This window comes from Oceanibacterium hippocampi, assembly GCF_900172325.1.
GTDB lineage: Bacteria > Pseudomonadota > Alphaproteobacteria > Sneathiellales > Sneathiellaceae > Oceanibacterium > Oceanibacterium hippocampi.
In genome coordinates this window covers 1,832,936-1,856,740 of sequence record NZ_FWFR01000001.1, presented here as the reverse complement: position 1 = coordinate 1,856,740, position 23,805 = coordinate 1,832,936, and the positions used below count along the sequence as shown (strand labels likewise).

Below are 23,805 nucleotides of genomic sequence, written 5' to 3'. Positions count from 1 at the left end.
ACGATATCGGTCGTCCGATGCGGCGAGAACGTATGCCGTGCGTTGAGGATTTTGGCCGGTCGCGCCACAATCAGGCCGGGGCGGCAGACTTGAATCCACTGCAGAGCCGGGCGATGTTGGCGACCGTTTCGCTGAAGCCCTGGCTGTCCCGCCGATTGTAGATGGCATAGTACTCGATGCTCGGAAGCACCGGGCTGGTGGTCAGGACGCGCAACAATCCGGCCTCGATCTGCGGCCGGCTGTGTTCGACCGGCAGATAGGCGATGCCGAGGCCGGCGACCGCCAGTTCCAGGACGGCGCCGATGCTGTTGGCGAAGTTCGCATGCGGCAGCTCGTTCAGGGGCGAACGAAACCAGCTGCCGAGAACCGGATGCAGATGCGACTGCGGGGTCAGCATCAGGAGCGGCCATGATTCCAGGTCGCCCGGCGTCAGCAGGACGTCGCCGATCGGTATCCGCGGACTGGCCATCCAGCGGAACTCGACCGAACCCAGGCTGACCTGGAGATACTCCGGTGCCTTGATCGGGCCGGGGACAAGCGCGACGTCGATCTGGAATTCCTCGAGCTTGCGCAGCTGATCGACCGTCAGGTCGACATTCAACTCGACGCTGACGTCCGGATAATGGGCGTTGATCCGGGTCACCAGGTCGGACAGCCAGGTGACGGCAACCAGCTCGGTCACGCCGACACGCACCGTGCCGCGCTGCACCGAGGGGTTGGCGACCTGCTCGCGCGCCTCGGCGAGCATCGCCAGCGCCCGGTCGACATACCAGAACAGGTCGCGCCCCGAACGTGTCGGCACCATCGACCGCCCCTGCCGCTCGAACAGGCGGACGCCGAGATGCTCTTCCAGCTCGTTGATCCGCATCGACACGGTTGACTGCGCCGTGTTCAGCCGTTGCGCGGCTGCCACGAAGCTTTTCAGGCGGACCACCCAGAAGAAGGTCTCGAGTTGCTTCAATGTCATACTTCAAGATTCCTGATGAGAAATCATCCGAATATATCGTTTGATTTGAAGATACGAATCCTGTGAGCCTTGGCCAACCGATAATGCACAAGCCATGATCGCCGCGGCTCCCGCGGCGGGGCAAACAACCGGGCCAAAGGTTGCCAAAACGAGGGAAGGAAGAGTTTTTATGTTGAACAAGGGATTGATCGTCGCGGGGCTGGTCGCCGCCAGCGCCGCGCTCGGCGGTGTCGCGACGACGGCACAGGCCGCCGACCGGGCACTGATTCAGCTGCCGACCGGTGGCGTCACCGGCACCTATTATCTGATCGCCGCGCCGCTCGCCAACTACATCAACACCCATTCGGACCGGCTGAACGTCACGCCGAGCACCTCGGGTGGTGGCTACGAGAACATTCGCCGCGTGAACTCGGCCGAGGCCCAGATCGGCATGGCCACCGTCGACGCGATGTACGAGGCGTGGTACGGCCAGAAGCCGTTCACCGAACAGATGCGCGAATGGCGGACCATCGGTGTCGTCGTGCCGCCGATGGCCAATCACGTGGTGGCGCTTGCGGAATCGGGGATCAAGACCGCCGATGACCTGAAGGGCAAGCGCTTTGCCATCGGCGCGCCGGGTTCGTCGGCCGCGACCGGCATGAACCGCTTCCTGCAGACCACCGGCCTGATCAGCGAACTCGACTGGCAGATGCTGCCGCACCAGGATTACCCGGACATGCTCGTCGACCGGCGCATCGACGTGATCAGCCGCCAGGGCACGATGCCGCTTTCGGTGGTCGAGGAACTGGCGGCCAGCAACAAGATCCGCCTGATCGATCTGTCGGGCGCGCTGGACAACAGCGACTTCCTCAAGGAGTATCCGTTCTACCAGCGGATCAAGATCGCCGCGGGCACCTACCCGCAGCAGGACTACGACGTCACGGTGTTCGGCACGAGCGGCTTCCTCATCGCCCACAAGGATGTCCCGGACGACGTCGTCTACGAGTTCACGAAGCTCACCTATTCCGACGGTGCCATCAATACGGTCGGAATGGCCTTCAAGAGCCACGGCCTCAACCCGAAGGATCCGCTCGCCGGCAACGGCGCCCCGGTCCATCCGGGCGCCGCGCGCTACTGGAAGGAACAGGGCATCGAGATCCCGGAACCGACACTCAAGTAATTCAACCATGACCGGAGACCGGTACCGATTCGTGCCGGTCTCCTTCTTTTCTTCAATTGCGACCTCCGGCCGGGCCGGGGCGGTTGAGCTTTTTTCGGGGCGAGCACACTCATGGCATTCAATTCGACCGGTCGCAGCCGCTCCCTGATGGACGTCATCGAGGCGAGCGAAGGTGCGCGAAAGGTCCGGGATTTCACACCCGGCTGGAACCTCGCCTTCCGCCTCATCGCGGCCGGCTACAGCGTCTTCCTGATCGTCTCGATCGTCGCCAACATGTGGAGCACCTCGACGCTTCGCGCGACCTTCATCATGCTCGTGACGTCGATGATCTTCATGCGCTACCGCGCCACCAGCCGCTCGCCGCTCTCCCGGCCGAGCGTCATCGATCTCGGCCTGATCGTTCTCGCCGTCCTGACCTTCGGCAACTTCATCATCGACTATACCAACATGGCCTGGCGCGGCGGCAGCACGACGCCGCGTGACATCTTCTTCGGCGTGATCGCCATCGGCCTCGTCCTCGAGGCGTGCCGGCGCGCGATGAGCCTCATCATGCCGACGCTGGCCCTCATCCTGCTGCTTTACGCCGATCTCGGCCCCTATCTGCCCGGCGACCTGTTCAGCCACCAGGGCTTCTCCGCCTCGCGCATCGTCGCCGACACCTATGCCTCGATGAACGGGATCTTCGGCTTCGTCGCCTATGTCTTCATCGCCTTCGTGATGCTGTTCGTGGTGATGGGCGCGATCTTCCAGCGTTTCGGCGCCGGCGCCTTCTACATCGACCTGCCGATGGCCCTGACCGGCCGCTTCCGGGGCGGCCCGGCGAAGGCGGCGGTGCTGGCCAGCGGCTTCTTCGGCATGATTTCCGGCAGCGCGACCGCCAATACCGTCGCGACCGGCACCTTCACCATTCCGCTCATGAAGAAATCCGGCTACCGGCCCCATGTCGCCGGCGGCATCGAGGCCTCGGCCTCGACCGGTGGCATGTTCATGCCGCCGGTGATGGGCGCCGGCGTCTTCCTGATGGCCGAGATGCTGCGCATGCCCTACGCCGAGATCATGCTGATCGCGCTGGTCCCGGCCCTGCTCTATTTCTTCGCCAACATCTCGATGGTGCATTTCGAGGCGCTGCGCTCGGGCGTCGAGGCCACGCCGGCTTCCGAACGCAAGGAGGTCTGGCCGATCCTCAAGAGCGGCTGGATCTACCTGCTGCCGATCTTCGTCCTGTTCGGCGTCCTGCTCAGCGGCCGGACCGCATCGCTCGCGGCGGTTTACGCGATCGCGACATTCCTTGCCGCGATGGCCGTCCGCTTCATTCTCGCCGGCGACATCAAGGGCTATTTCAAGACCCTGTTCGACGCCCTGGCGGACGGCGGCGACAAGTCGCTGATCGTCGGCTCGACGGCCGGTCCGGTCGGCATCATCGTCGGCATGGCGCTGCTGACCGGGCTGGCGTTCAAGTTCTCCGCCCTGATGCTCTCCTTCACCTTCGGCATGGTCTGGGTCGCGCTCATCATCATCATGCTCGCGACCTTCGTGCTCGGCCTCGGGATGACGGTGACAGCCGACTACCTGCTGCTCGCCGTGCTCGCCGCGCCGGCGCTGGGCGAGATGGGCGTGCCGCTGATCGCCGCGCATCTCTGCGTCTTCTGGTTCAGCCAGTCCTCGAACGTCACGCCGCCGGTCTGCATGGCCGCCTTCGCGGCGTCGAGTATCGCGGATTCGCATCCATACAGGACCGGCTTCCAGTCGATGCGATTCTCCTCCTACCTCTACATCATGCCGTTCATGTTCGTGTATACGCCGATCCTGATGCCCGAGGGCTTCAACATGGATGTGCTCTACACCTGGGTCATCCTGTTCTTCTCCGCGATCCCTTTCGCGGCCGGTGTCAGCGGCTATTTCCTGGCCCCGCTCAACTGGCCCGGGCGCATCCTGCTGATCGTCGGCGCGTTCCTGCTGATGTTCCCCTATACCGCGATCGACCTGCTTGGCGGCTCGATGATCGCGGCGGTCGGCGGCTACCAGTTCTGGCAACGCATGCAGAGCCGCAAGGCGGCATCGGCGGGATAGCCGACCGGTCGCAGCGCAGACACCGCGGGAACAGTATCGAGTTACGGGAGACCATCGGGTGGAACTGAAACTGGAAGAGGCGCGGCAGCTTGCCGTTCGGCTGCTCCGACAATACGGCGTCTCGGCCGACTACGCGGCGATCGTCGCCGATCACCTGGTCGACGCGGCGATGGCCGGGCACGCCTTCGCCGGTCTGCCGCGGGTCCTCGCGCTGATCGAGAACCTGCAGCAGCAGAACAGGACGACACCCGTCGAGGTGGTCAGGGAAACCGCCAACTCGGCGCTCATCGACGGCGGCAACCACAACGGCTACGTGACCTCGGTCATCGGCATGGACAAGGCCATCGAACTGGCCAGGGCGAACGGCGTCGGCATCGTCGGCGTGCGCAATACCTGGTTCAGCGGCCGCCTCGCCTACTACGTGGAGCGCGCCGCACGCGAGGACCTGATCGCCTTCCACACCGCCACGTCGACGGCCAGGGTTGCGCCCCACGGCGGCATCGACCGGATCTTCGGGACCAACCCGGTCGCCTTCGCTTTCCCGTCCGACGACGGCCCTGTCGTGGTCGATTTCGGGACCGGCAGCACGACCTGGGGCGAGGTCCTGCTGCGCAAGCGGACCGGGCGGAAGCTCGATCCGGACACCGCGGTCGACCCGGATGGCGCGCCGACCGACGACCCGGCCTCGGCGCTCGCCGGCGCGATACTGCCCTGGGGCGGACATCGCGGCTCCGGCCTGTCGCTGGTCGTGCAGATCCTCGGCATCCTCGCCGGCGGAAGCACGGTCGTGGAGGATATCTCCAATTGCGGCTTCTTCTTCGTCGCCATCGACCCGGCGCTGCTGAAGCCCGTCGCCGACTTCAAGACCGAGGTCGCGGCGCTTGCCGATCGGATCCGCACCTCGCGGCCCGCCGACGGCCAGCCGAATGTCCGTTTTCCCGGCGATGCCAGCCGCCAGCGGCGGAAGGAAGCGCAGGCACGCGGCACGATCCATGTTGACGACACGATCTACGCCACCCTGATGAGCCACCTGGAGCGAGTCTGACCGCGCCGCTTTCACGCGACACGCAAAGATCGTTCAGGCGGAGCCCCGTTTATCCGGCGCCTCCCGCGCCTAAACTGAATGTCACCCCTTACGCTAAAGGTACCATCCCATGTCCGAGTCCCTGCTGGTCGAGCGCCGCGGCCCCATCGCGATCCTGACCCTCAACCTGCCCGACGAGCGCAACATCCTGTCGGGCGCCGGCATGATCGACGGGATCGTCGATGCCCTTGCCGCCATCGGTGACGATCATGAGATCCGCGTCGCCGTGCTGACCGGCGCCGGTCCCGCCTTCAGCGCCGGCGGCGACATCAAGAAGATGGTCGCCACCGCGGCCTCGCCCGACGTCCTCGGCAAGCACACGAGCTACATGCAGGGCATCCAGCGCATCCCGCGCGCCTTCGCCAACTGCGACGTGCCGATCATCGCCGCCGTCAACGGACCGGCGACCGGCGCCGGCCTCGATCTTGCCTGCATGTGCGATATCCGTATCGCCGGCGAGAAGGCCCGTTTCGCCGAAAGCTTCATCCGCCTCGGCATCCTGCCGGGCGACGGCGGGGCCTGGTTCCTGCCGCGCGTCGTCGGCCTGCCCAAGGCGATCGAGATGACCCTGACCGGCGACTGGCTGTCGGCCGAGGAGGCGCTGGAATGCGGCCTGGTCACCAAGCTCGTGCCCCAGGACGAGCTGATGGCGACGGCGCTGGCGCAGGCCGAGCGGATCGCCCGCCATTCCGGCCCTGCGCTTCGCATGACCAAGTCGCTGCTGCGGCGCAGCCTGTCGATCGAGCTGGAGGACATGCTCCGCCAGGTCGCGTCGCTGCAGGCCATCGCCCATTCGACGCCCGAGCACAAGGAAGCGGTCGATCGCGCCGTCGCCGCGCTCGGCGAGAGCAGGAAGGCCGGCTGAGGCAAGGCCGGCCAAGCCGGAGAGACCCGATGGCAATGCAGATGAGCAATCACCAGCGAGAAACCGGGCCCGGGCCCGCCTGGAGCGATCGCGAGTTCCGCGACGCGCTGGGCTCGTTCCCGACCGGCGTCACGATTGTCACGACGCGCACCGGGGACGGCCATCCGGTCGGCCTGACCTGCAACTCGTTCAGTTCGGTGTCGCTCAGCCCGCCGCTCATCCTGTGGAGCCTGCTGAAGACCTCGAGCAACGTGCAGGCCTTCAGCGAAGCCAGCCACTTCGGCGTCAGCGTGCTGTCGCAGGGCCAGAAGGCGATCTCCAACCTCTTTGCCGGGCGCGACAAGCGCTTCGATGACGTGGCCGTGCTCACCGCCGAGTGCGGCGTGCTGCTGATCGACGGGGCGGCGGCGCATTTCGAATGCGCGACCGAGGGGCGGCTCGACGGCGGTGACCATTTCATCTTTCTCGGCCGGGTCCTGAACTTCACCAATCACCGCAAGCCGCCGCTGATCTTCCATGGCGGCAACTACAACTCCCTCGCCGAATGATCCGGGCGACGGCGTACGGGGGCAATCGAGCGATACCGGGGCATGGGAACGATCGTCATGGGAACTGAGAAAAGAAAACTCGCCGTGGTCATCGGCGGCGGCAACGGCATCGGCGCCGCCTGCTGCCGGCTGATGGCGGAGCGCGGCTGGGCGCTTGCCGTGGTCGACCTGGACCTTGCCAATGCGCAGGCCGTCGCCGGTTCGCTCGGCGGGACGGCGTTCGCGCTCGATGTTTCCGACTACGACCAGGTGACCGGACTGTCCCGGGAGATCGAGAGCGCGCTCGGCCCGGTCGACGCGCTCGTCGTCTCGTCCGGGACCTTCCAGGTCAAGGGACCGGCCGAGAAGCTCGAACTCGAGACCTGGCGGCGGATCTTCGCGGTCAACCTCGACGGCACCTATTTTGCCAACCGCACCTTCGGCACCGCGATGGCCGCGCAAGGCCGCGGCAGCATCGTGAACATCGGCTCGATCGCGGGGCTGTCCGGCAATCCCCTGCATGCCTACGGGCCGAGCAAGGCGGCGATCATCAACATGACCAAGTCGCTGGCCGGCGAATGGGGTCGTTCCGGCGTGCGCGTGAACTGCGTCTCGCCCGGCCTGACCCTGGTCCCGCGCATCCTCGAACGGCAGAGGACCGGCGGCCGCTACGCCGGCAATCCGGGCGACTTCACCGCGCTCGGCCGCGGCGCCGAGCCCTCCGAGGTCGCGGAAGGCATCGAGTTCCTGGCGTCCGACCGGGCCTCGGCGATCACCGGCACCAACCTGGTCATCGATTGCGGCTGGGAGGCGTCCTGCGGCTGGCAGATGTATGGCGGCGTGCGGCAGGATTAGGGGCATGACCCGGTCCGACCACGAGACCGTTCCCGAGCCGCTGCCGGGGTCCCGTCATGGATGAGCTGACCTGTATCCGGACCTTTTTGCAGGTCGTCGAGGCGGGCAGCTTCTCCGCCGTCGCCCGGCAGAAGAACACGACCGCCAGCTCGATCGCGCGCCAGGTCGGCGCGCTCGAGAAACTGCTCGGCGTTCGCCTGATCAACCGGACCACGCGGACACAGAACCTGACCGACCCTGGCCATCTCTATTACCAGCAGATGGCCGGCGTCATCGGCCGGATAGACAATATCAATACCGACGTCTCGTCCTATCAGAAGAGCGTCAAGGGCATGCTGCGCGTCCAGCTGCGCACCTCGGTCGCGACCGAGGTGATCCTGCCGGAGATCCCGCGCTTCCTGCGCGAAAACCCGGAACTCTCGCTCGATATCCAGCTCAGCGACGAGACCATCGACCTGATCAAGAACCAGATCGACGTCGCCGTCTGGCTCGGCAAGCTGGACGATTCGAGCAATGTCGCCCGACGCCTGAGCAAGAGCCATCGCGTCGTCTGCGGCAGCCCGGCCTATTTCGCCGAGCATGGCACGCCGAAACATCCGGCCGAACTCGCCGAACACAACTGCCTGATCTACAAGGGCGCCCATTACCGCAGCACCTGGGCCTTCGCCTGGGACGGCAAGAGCATGGAAATCAGCGTCTCGGGCAACATGCAGACGAGCAGCAGCACCGTGCTGATGAAGGCTGCCGTCAACGGCCTCGGGATCATGGTCACGCAGGAATGGATGGCCCGTCAGGCAATCGCCAACGGCGACCTCGTCCGCGTCCTCGACCAGTACGAGGTCAGCCCGACCACGCAGGATACCGCGCTCTACGCGGTCTATCCGCACGGCCACCGCATCTCGCCCAACACCCGCGCCTTCGTCGATTTCCTCGTGTCACTGTTCACCCAGGACAACGGCTGCCCCGAGCAATCCTAGGATCGGGACCCGGGCGGCGGCACCCGACCCTTCCGCTAGGCTCGCGATGGCCGCGGGCGATGCGATCGAGACCCCGTCTGCCGGCCCGGAATCGGCTATACTCGCTGGCGGTATGAACCGGAGCGGGAGGGCGTTCCGATGCCGACAGTGCAACCCGACCTTTGGGGCGGCGCCGACGCGTATGAGCGATACATGGGCCGGTGGAGCCGGAGGATCGCCCCGCACTTCACCGCCTGGGTTGCCGCGCCGCCGGGAGCAAGCTGGCTCGACATCGGCTGTGGGACCGGTGTGCTGACGTCGACCGTGCTCGACACCTGTGAACCGGCGCGCGTGGTCGCGATCGACAGCTCCGACATGTTTCTTCAGACCGCCCGCGCCCGATGCGACGATCCCCGTGTCTCGTTCAGGCCGGGAGATGCGCAGGCGCTCCCGGAGGACGACGGCGCCTTCGACATCGCGGTCTCCGGCCTTGTTCTCAATTTCCTGCCCGACAAGATCGCTGCCGTGCGGGAAATGGTCCGCGTGGTCCGACCGGAGGGCATGGTGGCGCTGTACGTGTGGGACTATGCCGGCCACATGCAGGTAATGCGTCATTTCTTCGATGCCGCCACCGCGCTGGATCCCCGCGCGAGTGAATATGATGACGGTGTGAAGGCGCCCGTTTGTCGCCCTGGCCCGCTGTCCGAACTCTTCGCGAGTGCCGGTCTGACCGAGATCGAGGTGCGACCGATCGACATTCCGACGGCGTTCGCAAGCTTCGATGATTACTGGGCGCCATTCCTGGGCGGTACCGGCTCCGCGCCGAAATATTGCCTGTCGCTCGGCGACGATGCGCGCAATCGGCTGCGGGACGCCGTCCGGGCCCGGCTGCCGACCGGTCCCGACGGGGAAATCCTCCTGGCCGCAAGAGCCTGGGCCGCGAAGGCGCGCGTCCCGGAGATATCGGGCCGGTAGCGGCCCTACCGCGTCAGCAGCAGTTCGAAGCGGATCGCGGTCGAGGCATCCGCGGTGAAGCGCTTCTCGACCCGCCCGCCCTCGACGGCAAGCTGCTGGTAGAAGCGCGACGGCGCGCCCTCGCCGCCCTCGACCCGGCCCTTGAGAACGAGTCGCCGGCCGGTCCGCTGGGCGGACAGCCGGAGCGTCTCGGCGCCGAGCGCGATGTCGGTTTCCGAGCGCCCCTCCGGAAGCGCGATATCGCCCTCGAAGACCCGTACGGCGCTGCCGTCGCCGGAGAGCGCCAGGCGGAGCCGCCAGACTTCAGCGCCGGGCGTCTCGACCGGCGCCGACGGCGCGATGGGCGCGATGGGCGCGATGGGCGCCAGCGTCGCCGTCGAGGCGGCCGGGGCGGACGTCGCGGGTTCGGGCGCCGCTTTCGCCTGCAATTCCAGCAGCTTCACCTGGGCGAGCGCCGCGTAGCGGCCTTGCGGATAGGCGTCCAGGTAGGCCTGCACCACGGAGGGAAGCGTGCTGCCCTCGACCGCCTGCCAGAGCGCCTCTTCCAGCGGATCGGGCGCATCCGCCTTCTCGTGGACAAGCGCCGGATTGGCCGGCGCGGCGCGGGTCGTGGCGGTCTTGCCGCTTTCCTTCAGTGTGGCGATCCTTACTGTCGCGAGTTCAGCGAAGACGCCTTCCGGATAGCGGTTGAGATAGGTCTGCAGCAGGGCCGGATCGTCGCTTGCCTGGACCGAGTCCCAGAAGGCCAGTTCCAGAATCCGCTCGTCGACCGCGGCCGGCGGGGCGGCGGCCGGCGCCGCGTCAGCCGAGGCGAGCGTCGGCGCGGCGGACAGCGGGATGAACAGGAAATCGCCGCCCTGGTCGCCGGAGTTCCGGATATCGGCATAGCGCGGCGTCTGATCCGAATTCAGGATCACCGGCCGGCGGAGCCGGGTGTAGAGACCGTGCCCGTCCAGCACCTCCTCGTTCGCGGCAAGGATGTCGAGGAAAGCGCGGGCGAAGACCGAATGACCGTCGCCGCCGCCGTCTGCCACCGGTTCGATCCCGCCTGAGGTGAGCGTCTTCCGGGCCCGCTTCCTCGCGATCCGCCGCAGTTCGGCCATGCGGTCGCCGCCGGTCGCGAGCAGCGCCGGAACATCGCGGGTCAGCGCCCCGGAATAGCAGGAATCGGAGACCACCAGCACATGCTTGGCGACGATCGCCTTCAGCGTCCGGGTGATCGTGGAGACCGCGACCCAGTTGGCCTGGCTGTCCTCCTCGGCATCGATGGGCAGCCAGAAGCCCTCGTCCGTCGCCTCGTCGAGGACGCCGTGCCCGGCATAATAGATCAGCAGGTTGTCGTCCTCGCCGAGTTCGGCGCGGAGCCGGTCGAGCGCGCGCACCAGGTCGTAGCGGCTCGGGTTGAGCAGCAGGTCCGACTGGAAGCCGTAGCGCCGCGAGAGCAGGTCGTGCACGGCGCTGGCATCGTTGACCGCGGTCTCGAGCGGGGGCAGCGTCCGGTAGGCGTTGATGCCGATCACCAGCGCCCGGTAGCGGCCGAATTCGGCGAGCGCCCCGTCGGCGCCGGCAGCCCGGCCCGGCGACGCGACCGGCAACGATCCCAGGACCACCAGTGCCAGCGCCAGCACCAGGCCGCACCATCGACCCGTCAGCCTGCCCGGCAAATTGCATGTCGCATCGCTCATGAACCCAGTCTAGACGCCGGGCCGCGCGCCGACAATCGACAGCCGGCGGCCGCCCCTCCGCTGCCTGCGACGCGCCGGGTCGCATTTCAGCTATCACGGCCGTGCGACCGCCTCGCAATATGGGTCTCGGCATCCGCTGACAGGGAGAGACGGGATGAGCGAGGCGAGAGAGAAATCCGCCGGCCGGCGTGGCGGGCGAGACGCCCGGCACGCCGCGCGCAAGGACCCGACGACCGTCCATGCCCCCTATATCCAGCGCCGGATCCCGCTCACCGAGATCCTCGACGACGCGGCGCTGGAGATGATCGAGGCCAATGCCGACACGGTGCTGGAGGAAATCGGCATCGAGTTCCGCGAGGACGAGGAGGCGCTGAAGCTCTGGCACGATGCCGGTGCCGACGTCCAGGGCGAACGGGTGCATTTCCCGAAGGGGCTCTGCCGCACCCTGCTGCAGACGGCACCGTCGCAATTCGTCCAGCATGCCCGCAACCCGGCCCGCAACGTCACCATCGGTGGTAGCAACACGGTCTTCGCGCCGGTCTACGGCCCGCCGTTCGTGCGCGACCTGGAAGGTGGCCGGCGCTATGGCACGATCGCCGACTTCCGCAACTTCGTGAAGCTCGCCTACGCCCTGCCCTCGCTGCATCATTCCGGCGGCACGGTCTGCGAGCCGGTCGACCTGCCGGTCAACAAGCGCCACCTCGACATGGTGCATGCCCATATCCGCTATTCCGACAAACCCTTCATGGGATCGGTGACGGCGCCCGACCGGGCCGCCGATTCGGTGGCGATGTGCGAGATCCTGTTCGGCCGGGATTTCGTCGACCAGAACACCGTGTTGATCAACCTGATCAATGCGAATTCGCCCCTGGTCTTCGATTCGACCATGCTCGGCGCGCTCAAGGTCTACGCCAGGGCCAACCAGGCGACGGTGATCAGCCCGTTCATCCTGGCCGGCGCAATGAGCCCGGTGACGGTCGTCGGCACGCTCACCCAGATCCTTGCCGAGGCGCTTGCCGGCATGGCCTTCACCCAGCTCTGCCGGCCCGGCGCGCCGGTTGTCTTCGGAACCTTCGCCAGTTCGATCTCGATGCAGTCGGGGGCGCCGACCTTCGGCACGCCGGAACCGACGATGGTGCTGTTCGGCGCCGCCCAGCTTGCCCGCCGGCTCAACCTGCCGTTCCGTTCCGGCGGCTCGCTCTGCGCCTCCAAGCTGCCCGACGCACAGGCCGCCTTCGAAAGCATGCAGACCCTGCTGCCGACGGTCTTCGGCGGGGTCAACTTCACCCTCCACGCCGCCGGCTGGCTGGAAGGCGGGCTGGTTTCCTCCTACGAGAAGCTGATCATGGACGCCGACCAGCTGGCGATGATGGAAATCCTCGCCGGCGGCGTCGACACCAGCGAGAACGGCCAGGCGCTCTCGGCAATCCGCGAGGTCGGGCCCGGCGGGCATTATCTCGGCTGCGCGCATACCCAGGCGAATTTCGAAAGCGCCTTCTACCGCTCGCCGATCGCCGACAACAATTCCTACGAGCAATGGGACGCGGAAGGCGGCATGGATCTGCCGCAGCGCGCTAACAAGCGCTGGAAGAAGCTGCTTGCCGAATACCAGGCGCCGGACCTCGACCCGGGCAAGGCGGAAGCGCTCGACGCCTTCGTCGCCGGGAAGAAAGCGGCCGTCCCCGACGCCTTCGTCTGAGCCCGCGACGCATCGCCTGCCCCGCACCCTCGCCGCAAGCCGCGACATCCTGATCGCGCGGCATTGTTGGCAGCGGCCACGGAAAGGACCATCTTTACGGGAGGTGAAACAAGGGAACCGATCAGGTCTATGGCGAGGGAAGTCGCGCCCAAGGGCGCAAAGAGTTCACGAAACGAGGTCGATGCGTTTCTCGACAAGCTCGCGACCCTGCCGCCGACCGGCGCCGCCGGGCGCGGCCGGCTGATGTTCGCGCTCGACGCGACGGCGAGCCGGCAGGCGACATGGGACCGCGCCTGCCACCAGCAGGCTGAGATGTTCACCGCCGCCGCCGAGCTCGGCGGCCTCGACGTCAAGCTGCTGTTCTACCGCGGTTTCGGCGAATGCAAGGCGACCCCCTGGGTGGCAAGCGCCGAATCGATGATCGGCTACATGCAGCGGGTGCGCTGCCTCGGCGGCCAGACCCAGATCGGCCGCGTGCTCAACAAGACAATCAAGGAAACCGAGGCGAAACGCGTCAACGCGCTGATCTTCGTCGGCGACTGCATGGAGGAGGATGTCGACGAGCTCTGTCACCTGGCCGGCAAGCTCGGCATGCTGGGCGTGCCGATCTTCCTGTTTCACGAAGGCCCCGATCCGATCGCCCGGGCGGCCTTCGAACAGATGGCGCGATTGTCCGGCGGCGCCTATTGTCCGTTCGACGGGGCGAGTGCCGGCGCGCTCCGGGAACTCTTGCGCGCGGTTGCCGTTTACGCGGCGGGCGGACGCAAGGCACTCGAGGACCTGTCGCGAAAGCAGGGCGGCGCGCCACTGATGATCGCTCGTCAGATAAAGTGACCAGGGTTCGATGATCGCCTATTTCATCCTCGGGATCTCGCTGCTGCTCGCCCTGCTGATCGGGCTCAAGGCCTTCGTCGAGGCGGATACCAAGAAACTCACCCGCATCGTCCGCTTCGGCAGCGTGGGCGTGCTCGGCGTGCTCGCGGTCTTCCTGCTCGTCACCGGCCGCTTCGGTCTCGCGCTCCCGGTCATCGCGCTGATTCCGGTCGTCCTCGGCAAGGGGCCGCGGATCGGCTTTCCGGGCGGCCTCGGCCGGATGGGCGGGTTCGGCCGGAAGCCCTCCCCCGGGCAGACCTCGGATGTCGAGACGGCCTGGCTCAGGATGCGTCTCGACCACGATACCGGCGAGATCGGGGGCGAGATCCTGCAGGGACGCTTCGCCGGCCGCGGTCTCGCCACTCTCAGCGAGGCGGAGCTGGTCGCGCTGCTCGGCGAATGCCGCGACGACGAACAGTCGGCGGCGCTCGTCACTTCCTACCTCGACCGCGTGCATGGCCCGGACTGGCATGAACGGGCGAGCGCCGGGCCGGGCGCCGGCGGGTCCGGCGCGGCGAGCGGGTCCGGGGCGATGACGGTCGAGGAGGCCTACGAGATCCTCGACCTCGAACCGGGAGCCGACGGAGAGGCGATTCGCGAAGCCCATCGGCGGCTGATGAAGAAACTGCACCCGGATCACGGCGGTTCGAGCTATCTCGCCGCGAAAATCAACGCTGCCAAGGACTTGTTGCTGGGACCTTGAGTGGTGACGCAACAGCTCCTTAACGTATTGCTTACATAACAGGGTGCGTGGCAAAACCGGCGCCACGTTTACCCAGCCGTAACACAAACCGTTACACAAGGGCGTCATGACGAAACCCATACGCAAGGCCGTGTTCCCCGTCGGGGGCCTCGGAACCCGTTTCCTTCCCGCCACCAAGGCGATGCCGAAGGAGATGCTGCCTGTCGTCGACAAGCCGATCATCCAGTATGCCGTCGAGGAGGCACGCGCCGCCGGGGTCGAGGAGTTCATCTTCGTCACCGGACGCGGCAAGTCGGCGATGGAAGATCATTTCGACATCTCCTACGAGCTCGAGGCGACGCTTGCCGCGCGCGGCAAGACCGAGGCGCTGGAGGAAGTGCGCCGCTGGATGCCGCCCGAGGGCGCAGTCTCCTATGTCCGCCAGCAGGCTCCGCTCGGCCTCGGCCACGCGGTCTATTGCGCCCGCAACCTGGTCGGTGACGAACCCTTCATCGTGGTCCTGCCCGACGACGTGATCATGGCCGACACGCCCTGCCTGAAGCAGATGGTCGAGGCCCGCCGGCCGGAAGGCGGCAACATGGTCGCGACCATGGAGGTCCCGCAGGAGCATACCTCGCGCTATGGCGTGATTTCCCCGGGCGAGAGCCAGGGCCGGATGACCGAGATCAAGGGGCTGGTCGAGAAGCCGGACCCGGCGAAGGCACCGTCCAGGCTCGCCGTGATCGGCCGCTATATCCTGGAGCCCGAGGTGTTCGAGCACCTGGAGCGGCGCGAAACCGGCGCCGGCGGCGAGATCCAGCTCACCGACGCGCTGGCCCGGATGATCGGCAACAAGCCCTTCGACGGCTACCGTTTCGAGGGCAAGCGCTTCGACTGCGGCGACAAGATCGGCTTCCTGCACGCGACCGTCGCCTTCGCGCTCGCCCGCGAGGACATGGCCGGCAGTTTCACACCGATCCTGAAAGACATCGTTTCAAAACTCTGACCGTCCAAAAATCAAACTCACGAGGCACTTCCCATGCATGTCGCAATGATCGGCACCGGCTACGTCGGCCTGGTTTCGGGCGCCTGCTTTTCCGAATTCGGCCATGATGTCGTCTGTGTCGACAAGGATGCCGACCGGATCGCCAAGCTCAAGGACGGCAAGATCCCGATTTACGAGCCGGGACTGGAAGCGCTTGTCGAGCGCAACGTCCGCGCCGACCGGCTGCATTTCACCACCGACCTGAAGGACGCGGTGCCGAAGGCCGACGCGGTCTTCATCGCCGTCGGCACGCCGAGTCGCCGCGGCGACGGCGAGGCCGACCTTACCTACGTCTTCGACGCGGCCCGCGAGATCGCCGGCGCCCTCGACGGCTATACCGTCGTCGTCACCAAGTCGACGGTCCCGGTCGGCACCGGCCGCAAGGTCAAGGAAGAGATCGAGAAGGCCTCCGGCGGGGCCAGCTTCGACATCGCGTCGAACCCGGAATTCCTGCGCGAGGGCGCGGCAATCGAGGATTTCATGCGGCCCGACCGGGTGGTCTGCGGCGTCGAGAACGAGCGCGCCCGCGAGGTCATGCGGGAGATCTACCGGCCGCTGTTCCTGAACGAGACGCCGGTGGTGTTCGCCACGCTCGAGACCTCCGAACTGATCAAGTACGCGGCCAACGGCTTCCTTGCCACCAAGATCTCCTTCATCAACCAGATGGCGGATCTCTGCGAGGCGGTCGGCGCCGACATCCAGCAGCTCGCCAAGGGCATCGGCCTCGACGGCCGGATCGGCTCGAAGTTCCTCCATCCGGGGCCGGGTTTCGGCGGCTCCTGCTTCCCGAAGGACACCCGCGCGCTGGTCTCGACCGCGCGCAAGTCCGGCGTGCCGCAGCACATCATCGAGGCGGTGGTGCAGATCAACGAGGATCGCCGCGCCCGCATGGTCGAGAAGATCGTCGCGGCCTGCGACGGCGACGTCAACGGCAAGACCCTCGCCGTGCTCGGCCTGACCTTCAAGCCAAACACCGACGACATGCGGGAAAGCCCGAGCGTCGGCATCCTGCCGGCCCTGCTCGAGATGGGCGCCAACATCCATGCCTACGATCCGGAAGGCATGGACGAGGCGGCCAAGAACGAGGCGCTCGACGGCCTTCTCTATTGCCACAGCGCCTACGACACCATGAAGGGCGCCGACGCGCTGGTCATCATCACCGAGTGGAACCAGTTCCGCGCCCTCGACCTCGACCGGGTCAAGAAGCTGATGAAGCAGCCGGTCATGATCGACCTGCGCAACATCTACAAGCCGGAATGGATGGCCGAGGCCGGCTTCCGCTATGTCAGCGTCGGGCGGACCACGGTCCCGGTGAAGTGATGGAACAGATCCGATGAGCGAGCGTCACGACTTTCACCCGACGATCCTCCGCGAATACGACATCCGCGGGATCATGGGCGAGACTCTGAGCCCGGCGGACGCGCGGGCGATCGGGCGGACCTTCGGCACCATCGTCGCGCGCAAGGGCGGAGCCAAGGTCGCGGTCGGCTATGACGGCCGGCTGTCCTCCCCCGACCTCGAGGCGGCCCTGGTCGAGGGCCTGACCGCGGCCGGGATCGACGTCGTCCGGATCGGCCGCGGGCCGACCCCGATGCTTTACTTCGCCGTCTATCACTGCGATGCCGACGGCGGCATCATGGTCACCGGGTCGCACAATCCGCCGAGCCACAACGGCTTCAAGATCATGCTCGGAAAGGCCTCGTTCTTCGGCGCCGACATCCAGGAGCTCGGCCGCATGGCCGCCGCCGGCGACTGGGTCAGCGGCGCCGGCACGGCGACCGAGATCCCGGTGATGGACGATTACGTCGCCCGGATCCTGAAGGACGCCGACGTGCCGCGCGAGATGGCGGTCGTCTGGGACGCCGGCAACGGCGCCGCCGGCGAGGCGCTGGTCAAGATCTGCGCGAAGCTGCCGGGCCGCCACGTGCTGCTCTACGAGGATATCGACGGCACCTTCCCGAACCACCATCCCGATCCGACGGTGCCGGAGAACCTGGCCGACCTGATCCGCACCGTGCGTGGCACCGGGGCCGATTTCGGCGTCGCCTTCGACGGTGACGGCGACCGCATCGGCGTCGTCGACGGCGAGGGCCGCGTGCTCTGGGGCGACCAGCTCATCACCCTGCTCGCCCGCGACGTGCTGGCCGAGAACCCGGGAGCGACGATCATCGCCGACGTCAAGGCCTCGAAGGTGCTGTTCGACGACATCGCCGCCCATGGCGGCAAGCCGCTGATGTGGCGCACCGGGCATTCGATGATCAAGAAGAAGATGGTCGAGGAAAAGAGCCCCTTCGCCGGCGAGATGAGCGGACATATCTTCTTCGCCGACCGCTATTACGGCTATGACGACGCGCTCTACGTCGGCGTCCGCTTCCTCAACCTGGCGGCCAGGTCGGACCGCTCGGTGGCGGCGCTCCGCGACGGCCTGGCGCCGGTGGTGAACACGCCCGAGATCCGCTTCGACTGCGCCGAGGACCGGAAGTTCAAGGTTCCCGACGAGATCAAGGCGCGGTTGAAAGCGCGCGGCGCCGACTTCAACGACATCGACGGGGTCCGGGTGACCACCACGGACGGCTGGTGGCTCCTGCGCGCCTCCAACACCCAGGCGGTGCTGGTCGCCCGCTGCGAGGCCGGCGACGAGGCCGGGCTCGAACGGCTGAAGGCGGAACTCGCGGCCGAACTGAAGGCCAGCGGGGTCGAGGCCGACCTCTAGTCCCGGCCGCCCGGCTCCCGCCATGGGCGAGGTTCCGGTCGCCTGAACCCGCTTTCCGCGCTAGGCTTGTCACCGAACGGTACGGGCAGTAGTGGCGGGAGGCGACAGGCGCGATTGAACGAGTTCGACACGGCGATCACGGCGGCCATCAACGCCCTGGCCGGGCACAGCGCGGCAGGCGATTTCCTGATGATCTGGACCTCGGCCATCGGGATCCACCTGCTCGTTCTCTCCGTCGCCGCGCAATGGTGGCGCCGGGCCGAGCGGCCGCGCATCCGCCACGTGCTGGTCGCCGCCGGCCTGAGCTTCGCGCTCGGCATCGCCATCAACCTGCTGATCCTGGCCTTCCTTGACCGAGTCCGGCCCTACGACGCCGGCGTGACGACGCTGATCGCCGCGCGCAGCAACGACTTTTCCTTCCCCTCCGACCACACCACCGCCGCCTTCGCCATCGCCTTCGCCTTTCTGCTGAATGGCTTGCGGCGGAGCGGCCTTGCCTACCTGGCCGCCGCCATCCTGATGGGCCTGTCACGCATCTATGTCGGTTCGCATTATGCCGGCGATGTCGCGGGCGGCACCCTGACCGCCCTGCTCGCCGCGCTTCTTGTCCGCCAGGCCTATCGGCGGGACAGCCGGCTCGATCGTTTCATCACCGGCATTCTCTGACTCGCGTCCCGTGATATTGACAACGTAATTGTCATTCCCTATTTTGACAATATTGTTGTCAATATGGAGAACGGCAATGGACGGTCTCGACGCCTTCCTGAGGGTGCAGTCGGAGCCCCTCACCTATCTCGTCTTCTTCGGTCTGCTCGCCCCGCTGATCCTGCTCGAAGGCGTCGTCTCGCGCAGCGCCGAGGCGCCCCGGCGCCGGCGCCGCTGGACCGGCAACTACGCGATGACGGCGCTCAATATCGTTGTTCTCGGCGCCATCCCGGTCAGCGCCGTGATGGCGGCCGACTACGCCCGGGACAACGGCATCGGGCTCCTGAACCTGCTGCCCATCGATCCCTGGACCGCCGTTGTCGCCGCGCTGCTCGCCCGCAGCCTGGTGTCCTGGGCGATCCACCTGGCCATGCACAAAGTGCCCTGGCTCTGGCGCCTGCACCGGGTTCATCACAGCGATCCGGTGCTCGACGTCTCGACCACGGTGCGCATGCACCCGCTCGAGTTCGTCGTCAACGCGCCGCTGCTGATCGGCGCTGCCGTCCTGCTCGGCCTGCCGCCGGCGGCGCTGATGCTCTACGAACTCGCCGACACCGCGCTCGCGGTCTTCAGCCATGCGAACATCCGCCTGCCGGCCCGCCTCGAACGCCTGCTCAACCGGGTGATCGTGACGCCGGACGTGCACCGGATCCATCATTCCAGCCTGCAGCCGGAGACCGACAGCAACTACGGCGCGACGCTCACGATCTGGGACCGCCTGTTCGGCACCTACCGGGAGAAGCCCGGCCCGGAGCTGGCGACGATGACGATCGGCCTCGACGAGTATCGCGGGCAGCCGACCGCCTCGCTCTTCTGGATGCTGTTGTTGCCATTCCGGCCCTTCGCCCGGCCGTCCAAAGACCCTACAATCGGGCAGTCCCTCGCCCCGCAACCGACCCGCACGGATATTCCATGAGCCCGGACGCCGCCCGCCTCGACGCCCTGATCCGCGAGATCCGCGGCGCCTTCAACCGGCTGAAGGCGGTGGCCGAGCGGCTGCACCGGGAAAGCGGCGTCAACGCGTCGATGCGGGCGGTGATGGAGGCGCTGGGCGACGGCCCCCGTCCGGTCCCCGACATCGCCCGCGCCCGCGGCGTGTCGCGCCAGCATATCCAGGTCAACATGGATGCGCTGGCCGCCGCCGGGCTGGTCGAGGCCCAGGACAACCCGGCGCACCGGCGTTCGCCGCTCTACGCCCTCACCCCGGCCGGAGTGCGCCTGTTCGGGGCGATGCGGGCGGCCGAGGCGGCGCTGCTCGAACGGCTGGCGGGCGAGTTCCCGCCCGAGGCGCTCGGCGCGGCGCGGACGACGACGGCGGCGCTGAACCGCCATCTCGACGCGGCGCTGCTGGAACTCGGCGAGGACGACGGCGACAATGAGGACGGAAATGAGCGGGCCGGGCACGCGGCCGGGACGAAGGCGTGAGGGCCGCGCGTTACACCGCTTCGCGGTAATCCTCGATGCCGGGCAGGTCGAGGGCGTGGATCAGCGCCCGCATTTCCTGGCGGGCGGCGACGTTCGAGATCGTCATGTCGAAGCCGGTGCCCTCGGCCTTGAGGTCCGAAAGCGTCAGCCCCTTCAGGAACATCTCGCGGTAGACGACACGCTCGCCGACGCCGGGCGCGAGGCGGAAGCCGATGCGGCGGGCGAGCTGCTCCAGCACGCCTGAGACCCGCCGCTTGTTGCGGGCGTCGAGATGGGAAAGCCGGTTCCGGACCACGACCCAGTCGATGTTGTAGCCGTCGACGGCGACCCGGCGCTTGCGCTGCTCCCACACCATCTCGGAATACCAGGACGGACCGATGACCCGGTAATTGTTCGGGTCGACGCGGGCCAGCAGGTCAAGATCGACGAAGGAATCGTTGATCGGCGTCACCAGCGTCTCGGCGAAGGAATGGCCGAGCCGGGCGATATAGGTATCGGCGCCCGGGCAGTCGACGACCACGTAGTCATGCGCCGGGACGAATTCGCCAAGCGCGCCGACGAAGCGCTCGTACTCGTCGCGCTGGCGGTCGGCCTCGGCCGATTCCTGGCTCGGCGTGATCACCCGGAGCTCGGGCTGCGGCAGCTTGAGGTCGTTGCCGGCGAGGAAATCCCGGCGATTCTCGATATAGCGGCCGAGCGTCTTCTGCCGGCCATCGAGATCGATCGCGGCGACGCGGTAGCCGAGCGAGAGCAGGGCCACGATGATATGCATGCCAGTCGTGGACTTCCCCGAGCCGCCCTTGGCATTCCCGAGCACGATGATATGCGCCCGGCCCGGAGCCGCCGTCTTGGTCGCGCCGAACATCAATATCGCCCCTCACAATACATCCGGCACACTAAATACCGGGGTCCACCGCTGCGTCAAGTCAACATCTGGCGTCATGGCGGCGAGGAAGGGGAGTCCGCCGTGCGACCGCGGGCATCCCGCGGTCAGCGGTTCACGATAGGCCGGTCGGGGTGGAAGGCGCGCCAGGCGAAGGCGAAATCGAGCCTGTAGGGCACGTCCTCCCAGCCGTCGCCCACGCGCCGCCGGGCAACCACGTTGCCGACGTCGACGCCTTCGCCGATGGCTCGGGAATCGAGCGCCGAATTCTGCCCGGGGGTCCAGCTCACCTCGACCCCATCGGCGGTCGTGAGCTGGCCGACCGAGCGCAGATGATCGAGCGACCAGGCCTCCTCGCCGACCGCGACGATGCGGGCGAGCGGCGCGACCTCGACCGGCAGGTCGCCCTTGAAGAACTCGTAGGGCGCCGGGCGACTGTCGTAGCCTTCGTAGGGGTTGAAGCCATAGGCCCGGTCATGGCGGCCGTTCGGCACGAGCACCTGCCCGTCCGGCGCCCGCTCGACGAAGCGCGCGAAGCTTTCCAGCCGCGACGGCAGGATCCGCAGCTGCTTGCCGGTCATCCGGCCGACGATCGCCTCGCCGGTGAATTGCTGCCACCAGCTCTCGCTCTGGCGGTCGTACATCACGAGATCGGAATTGCGGAGCTTGCCGGTCGTGCCGAAGTCGAGCACGTCGCCGTCCAGCCGCCGGTCGAAGACGAGCGCGGTATTGCAGAGCGGACAGAAGGTGACGGCGACCGGCACGCCGCCGATCTCGTCGTTGACGATCTCGTGCCACATCAGGATGCGGAGCGGATAGGCCCGGGCCTCGCCGCCGATCACGAGACCGATGACGGGCTCGGTCGGTGCGATGTCGGTAACCTCGGCATGGGGCCGGAAGCGCGGCTCGTCGATCGCCGGGATCCCGTCCTTCGGCGGGCCGCCGGAAAGGATCTCCTCGAACGGCACCGAATGCATGGTGAAGTCGGTGTTCGGCCACTGGCCTTGCCAGTGCGCCGGCTGGGCCGCCGCGCCGCCGCCGATGGCGAGGAACAGGAACCCCATGAGAATGGCCGTTGCGCGCGTCATGATCCCCCGATGTTCCGGCGGATGGCCGGGCCCGGCAAGTCACGCTTTCGCGACCGGCCGGCCGTCGCCGGCTATGGTCACGGCCGGGCAATCGCGCTATAGGAGCCGTTGCCGGCCGGGCACGGGCCGGCGCCGTCTCGACAGGGGAATTCCATGGCGGAATCGTTGCGCCTGATCACGCCCGTGGACGGCTCGGTCTATGCCGAGCGTCCGCTTGCAACACTGGCCGAGGCCGAACAGGCGGTCGCGAGGGCGCGGGTCGCCCAGGTCGCCTGGCGGAAATGCCCGGTCGGCGAGCGGGCCGCCCTGCTCGGCCGCTTCGTCGACGCCTTCCTTGCCCGCGGCGAGGCCATCGCGGAGGAACTGACCTGGCAGATCGGCCGGCCGATCTCGCAGTCGCCGGGCGAACTTCGCGGCTTCGAGGAACGCGCCCGCCACATGATCGCCATCGCCGCGGAATCGCTGGCCGATGTCCGGGTCGGCGAGATCCCGGGCTTCACCCGCTTCATCCGCCGCGAGCCGCTCGGCGTCGTGCTCTCGATCCCGGCCTGGAACTTTCCCTACCTGACCGCGGTGAACTCGATCGTCCCGGCGCTGCTCGCCGGCAACGCGGTCATCCTCAAGCATTCGGCCCAGACCGCGCTTTGCGGCGAACGCTTCGCGGCCGCCTTCGCCGAGGCCGGATTGCCGGCCGGGCTGTTCCGCAACATCAACCTGGACCATGCCACGACCGAGGCCCTGATCGCCGCCGACGGCGTCGATTACGTCTCGTTCACCGGCTCGGTCGGCGGCGGCCACCGCATCCAGGCGGCGGCCTCGCAGCGCTTCATCGCCACTGGGCTGGAGCTCGGCGGCAAGGATCCGGCCTATGTGCGGGCCGACGCCGACCTCGATTTCGCGGTCGAGAACCTGGTCGACGGTGCCTTCTTCAACAGCGGCCAGAGCTGCTGCGGCATCGAGCGGATCTACGTGCACGAGGCGCTCTATGACCGCTTCACCGAGGCCTTCGCGGAAACCGTGCGCGGCTACCGTCTCGGCAATCCGCTGGAGCCGTCGGTCAATCTCGGCCCCATGGTCCGGACCAGCGCCGCCGACGCGGTGCGCGAGCAGGTCCGCGCGGCGACCGCGGCCGGCGCCCGGGCGCTGATCGATCCCGGCCACTTCCCGGCCAACGCCGACGGCACGCCCTACCTGGCGCCGCAGGTGCTGATCGACGTCGACCACCAGATGTCGGTCATGCGGGACGAGAGCTTCGGCCCGGTGGTCGGCATCATGAAGGTTCCGGACGACGCGGCAGCGCTCGAACTGATAAACGATTCGCCCTACGGCCTGACCGCCTCGATCTGGACCGGCGATCTCGATGCCGGCCTCGCGCTTGGCGACGAGGTCCAGACCGGCACCCTGTTCATGAACCGCTGCGACTACCTGGATCCGGCGCTCGCCTGGGTGGGCGTCAAGGATTCGGGGCGCGGCTGCACGCTGTCCCGCGTCGGATACGAGCATCTGACGCGGCCCAAGAGCTTCCACATGCGCGAAGGCAACAAGTAGG

At 67.3% G+C, this 23,805-nt stretch carries 22 protein-coding genes; 18 read left to right on the top strand and 4 right to left on the bottom strand.

The window, feature by feature from the left end:
* Nucleotides 1-70: 70 nt before the first annotated feature.
* Complete coding sequence (locus OCH7691_RS08800) at nt 71-967, bottom strand: LysR family transcriptional regulator (RefSeq protein ID WP_085882990.1); 897 nt, start codon at nt 965-967, stop codon at nt 71-73.
* A gap of 169 nt (nt 968-1,136) precedes the next feature.
* Between OCH7691_RS08800 and OCH7691_RS08795 the strand changes: the two genes are divergently transcribed.
* The 8 genes from OCH7691_RS08795 (at nt 1,137) to OCH7691_RS08760 (ending at nt 9,458) form a co-directional block, all read left to right on the top strand.
* Nucleotides 1,137-2,126, top strand: coding sequence for a TAXI family TRAP transporter solute-binding subunit (locus OCH7691_RS08795; RefSeq protein WP_176244971.1), 990 nt, complete (start codon nt 1,137-1,139; stop codon nt 2,124-2,126).
* A 111-nt stretch (nt 2,127-2,237) separates the two neighbouring features.
* Complete coding sequence (locus tag OCH7691_RS08790) at nt 2,238-4,196, top strand: TRAP transporter permease (RefSeq protein ID WP_085882987.1); 1,959 nt, start codon at nt 2,238-2,240, stop codon at nt 4,194-4,196.
* A gap of 58 nt (nt 4,197-4,254) precedes the next feature.
* Entirely contained in the window at nt 4,255-5,241 is a 987-nt protein-coding gene (locus OCH7691_RS08785; RefSeq protein WP_085882986.1) for an Ldh family oxidoreductase, read from the top strand.
* Between the two features lie 109 nt (nt 5,242-5,350).
* Nucleotides 5,351-6,145, top strand: a complete 795-nt coding sequence (locus OCH7691_RS08780; protein ID WP_085882984.1) for an enoyl-CoA hydratase-related protein — start codon at nt 5,351-5,353, stop codon at nt 6,143-6,145.
* Nucleotides 6,146-6,174: 29 nt separating this feature from the next.
* On the top strand, nt 6,175-6,693 hold the full coding sequence (locus tag OCH7691_RS08775) for a flavin reductase family protein (RefSeq protein WP_085882983.1): 519 nt from the start codon (nt 6,175-6,177) through the stop codon (nt 6,691-6,693).
* Nucleotides 6,694-6,750: 57 nt separating this feature from the next.
* Nucleotides 6,751-7,527 carry an SDR family NAD(P)-dependent oxidoreductase gene (locus OCH7691_RS08770; RefSeq protein ID WP_217807865.1) on the top strand — a complete coding sequence of 259 codons (777 nt, stop codon included), beginning with the start codon at nt 6,751-6,753 and terminating at the stop codon, nt 7,525-7,527.
* A 56-nt stretch (nt 7,528-7,583) separates the two neighbouring features.
* Nucleotides 7,584-8,504 carry a LysR family transcriptional regulator gene (locus tag OCH7691_RS08765; protein ID WP_085882981.1) on the top strand — a complete coding sequence of 307 codons (921 nt, stop codon included), beginning with the start codon at nt 7,584-7,586 and terminating at the stop codon, nt 8,502-8,504.
* Between the two features lie 138 nt (nt 8,505-8,642).
* Nucleotides 8,643-9,458 carry a class I SAM-dependent methyltransferase gene (locus OCH7691_RS08760; RefSeq protein ID WP_085882980.1) on the top strand — a complete coding sequence of 272 codons (816 nt, stop codon included), beginning with the start codon at nt 8,643-8,645 and terminating at the stop codon, nt 9,456-9,458.
* A 5-nt stretch (nt 9,459-9,463) separates the two neighbouring features.
* Here OCH7691_RS08760 and OCH7691_RS08755 read toward each other — a convergent pair whose 3' ends face one another.
* Nucleotides 9,464-11,143, bottom strand: a complete 1,680-nt coding sequence (locus OCH7691_RS08755; RefSeq protein WP_085882979.1) for a caspase family protein — start codon at nt 11,141-11,143, stop codon at nt 9,464-9,466.
* Between the two features lie 154 nt (nt 11,144-11,297).
* On the opposite strand from OCH7691_RS08755, the gene OCH7691_RS08750 reads away from it, so the two are divergent.
* From OCH7691_RS08750 to OCH7691_RS08710, 9 genes are all read left to right on the top strand, one after another.
* The gene (locus OCH7691_RS08750; RefSeq protein ID WP_085882978.1) at nt 11,298-12,842 is read left to right on the top strand and encodes a trimethylamine methyltransferase family protein; all 1,545 of its coding nucleotides are present in this window, start codon (nt 11,298-11,300) and stop codon (nt 12,840-12,842) included.
* Between the two features lie 129 nt (nt 12,843-12,971).
* Complete coding sequence (locus tag OCH7691_RS08745) at nt 12,972-13,676, top strand: vWA domain-containing protein (RefSeq protein ID WP_085882977.1); 705 nt, start codon at nt 12,972-12,974, stop codon at nt 13,674-13,676.
* 10 nt (nt 13,677-13,686) lie between these two features.
* Nucleotides 13,687-14,418, top strand: coding sequence for a DnaJ domain-containing protein (locus OCH7691_RS08740; RefSeq protein WP_085882976.1), 732 nt, complete (start codon nt 13,687-13,689; stop codon nt 14,416-14,418).
* Between the two features lie 106 nt (nt 14,419-14,524).
* A complete protein-coding gene (galU, locus tag OCH7691_RS08735; protein ID WP_085882974.1) occupies nt 14,525-15,403 on the top strand; it encodes a UTP--glucose-1-phosphate uridylyltransferase GalU in 879 nt (292 codons plus the stop codon).
* A 33-nt stretch (nt 15,404-15,436) separates the two neighbouring features.
* Nucleotides 15,437-16,762 carry a UDP-glucose dehydrogenase family protein gene (locus tag OCH7691_RS08730; RefSeq protein WP_085882973.1) on the top strand — a complete coding sequence of 442 codons (1,326 nt, stop codon included), beginning with the start codon at nt 15,437-15,439 and terminating at the stop codon, nt 16,760-16,762.
* Between the two features lie 13 nt (nt 16,763-16,775).
* Nucleotides 16,776-18,155 (top strand): phosphoglucomutase/phosphomannomutase PgmG, encoded by a 1,380-nt coding sequence (gene pgmG / locus OCH7691_RS08725; RefSeq protein ID WP_085882971.1) that lies wholly within the window; start codon nt 16,776-16,778, stop codon nt 18,153-18,155.
* Between the two features lie 114 nt (nt 18,156-18,269).
* Entirely contained in the window at nt 18,270-18,821 is a 552-nt protein-coding gene (locus tag OCH7691_RS08720; protein ID WP_085882969.1) for a phosphatase PAP2 family protein, read from the top strand.
* A gap of 76 nt (nt 18,822-18,897) precedes the next feature.
* Nucleotides 18,898-19,776 (top strand): sterol desaturase family protein, encoded by an 879-nt coding sequence (locus OCH7691_RS08715; protein WP_085882967.1) that lies wholly within the window; start codon nt 18,898-18,900, stop codon nt 19,774-19,776.
* Nucleotides 19,773-20,285: a MarR family winged helix-turn-helix transcriptional regulator gene (locus OCH7691_RS08710; RefSeq protein WP_085882965.1), complete on the top strand. Its 513-nt coding sequence runs from the start codon at nt 19,773-19,775 to the stop codon at nt 20,283-20,285. Before OCH7691_RS08715 ends, OCH7691_RS08710 begins: the two co-directional genes overlap by 4 nt.
* A gap of 10 nt (nt 20,286-20,295) precedes the next feature.
* Here OCH7691_RS08710 and OCH7691_RS08705 read toward each other — a convergent pair whose 3' ends face one another.
* Complete coding sequence (locus OCH7691_RS08705; protein ID WP_085882964.1) at nt 20,296-21,150, bottom strand: division plane positioning ATPase MipZ; 855 nt, start codon at nt 21,148-21,150, stop codon at nt 20,296-20,298.
* 125 nt (nt 21,151-21,275) lie between these two features.
* Entirely contained in the window at nt 21,276-22,256 is a 981-nt protein-coding gene (locus OCH7691_RS08700; RefSeq protein WP_085882963.1) for a DUF3179 domain-containing protein, read from the bottom strand.
* Nucleotides 22,257-22,409: 153 nt separating this feature from the next.
* On the opposite strand from OCH7691_RS08700, the gene OCH7691_RS08695 reads away from it, so the two are divergent.
* Nucleotides 22,410-23,804: an aldehyde dehydrogenase family protein gene (locus OCH7691_RS08695; RefSeq protein ID WP_085882961.1), complete on the top strand. Its 1,395-nt coding sequence runs from the start codon at nt 22,410-22,412 to the stop codon at nt 23,802-23,804.
* Nucleotide 23,805: the final 1 nt, after the last annotated feature.